The 1,593-nt window shown below is 53.1% G+C and carries 1 rRNA gene; it reads right to left on the reverse strand.

Annotated elements, in window-relative coordinates:
• Positions 1–1,553: ribosomal RNA gene (locus tag R7127_RS26070) — 16S ribosomal RNA — on the reverse strand.
• Positions 1,554–1,593 lie beyond the last annotated feature (40 nt).

The raw sequence follows: 1,593 nt of genomic DNA on the forward strand, positions 1-1,593 counted from the left end.
TAAGGAGGTGATCCAGCGCCAGGTTCCCCTAGCGCTACCTTGTTACGACTTCACCCCAGTCATGAACCACAAAGTGGTAAGCGTCCCCCCGAAGGTTAAACTACCTACTTCTTTTGCAGCCCACTCCCATGGTGTGACGGGCGGTGTGTACAAGGCCCGGGAACGTATTCACCGTGGCATTCTGATCCACGATTACTAGCGATTCCGACTTCATGGAGTCGAGTTGCAGACTCCAATCCGGACTACGACGCACTTTTTGGGATTCGCTCACTTTCGCAAGTTGGCCGCCCTCTGTATGCGCCATTGTAGCACGTGTGTAGCCCTACTCGTAAGGGCCATGATGACTTGACGTCGTCCCCACCTTCCTCCGGTTTATCACCGGCAGTCTCCCTGGAGTTCCCGACATTACTCGCTGGCAAACAAGGATAAGGGTTGCGCTCGTTGCGGGACTTAACCCAACATTTCACAACACGAGCTGACGACAGCCATGCAGCACCTGTCTCAGAGTTCCCGAAGGCACCAATCCATCTCTGGAAAGTTCTCTGGATGTCAAGAGTAGGTAAGGTTCTTCGCGTTGCATCGAATTAAACCACATGCTCCACCGCTTGTGCGGGCCCCCGTCAATTCATTTGAGTTTTAATCTTGCGACCGTACTCCCCAGGCGGTCTACTTAACGCGTTAGCTCCGAAAGCCACGGCTCAAGGCCACAACCTCCAAGTAGACATCGTTTACGGCGTGGACTACCAGGGTATCTAATCCTGTTTGCTCCCCACGCTTTCGCATCTGAGTGTCAGTATCTGTCCAGGGGGCCGCCTTCGCCACCGGTATTCCTTCAGATCTCTACGCATTTCACCGCTACACCTGAAATTCTACCCCCCTCTACAGTACTCTAGTCTGCCAGTTTCAAATGCTATTCCGAGGTTGAGCCCCGGGCTTTCACATCTGACTTAACAAACCACCTGCATGCGCTTTACGCCCAGTAATTCCGATTAACGCTCGCACCCTCCGTATTACCGCGGCTGCTGGCACGGAGTTAGCCGGTGCTTCTTCTGTCGCTAACGTCAAATAATGCAGCTATTAACTACACTACCTTCCTCACGACTGAAAGTGCTTTACAACCCGAAGGCCTTCTTCACACACGCGGCATGGCTGCATCAGGCTTGCGCCCATTGTGCAATATTCCCCACTGCTGCCTCCCGTAGGAGTCTGGACCGTGTCTCAGTTCCAGTGTGGCTGATCATCCTCTCAGACCAGCTAGGGATCGTCGCCTTGGTGAGCCCTTACCTCACCAACTAGCTAATCCCACCTAGGCATATCCTGACGCGAGAGGCCCGAAGGTCCCCCTCTTTGGCCCGTAGGCATCATGCGGTATTAGCCATCGTTTCCAATGGTTATCCCCCACATCAGGGCAATTTCCTAGGCATTACTCACCCGTCCGCCGCTCGACGCCGTTATCGTTCCCCGAAGGTTCAGATAACTCGTTTCCGCTCGACTTGCATGTGTTAGGCCTGCCGCCAGCGTTCAATCTGAGCCATGATCAAACTCTTCAATTTAAGATTTTGTTCGGCTCAATGAATACTGAACATTACATAA

The sequence above is a fragment of the Vibrio sp. 1159 genome, assembly GCF_033340395.1.
Classification (GTDB): domain Bacteria; phylum Pseudomonadota; class Gammaproteobacteria; order Enterobacterales; family Vibrionaceae; genus Vibrio; species Vibrio alginolyticus.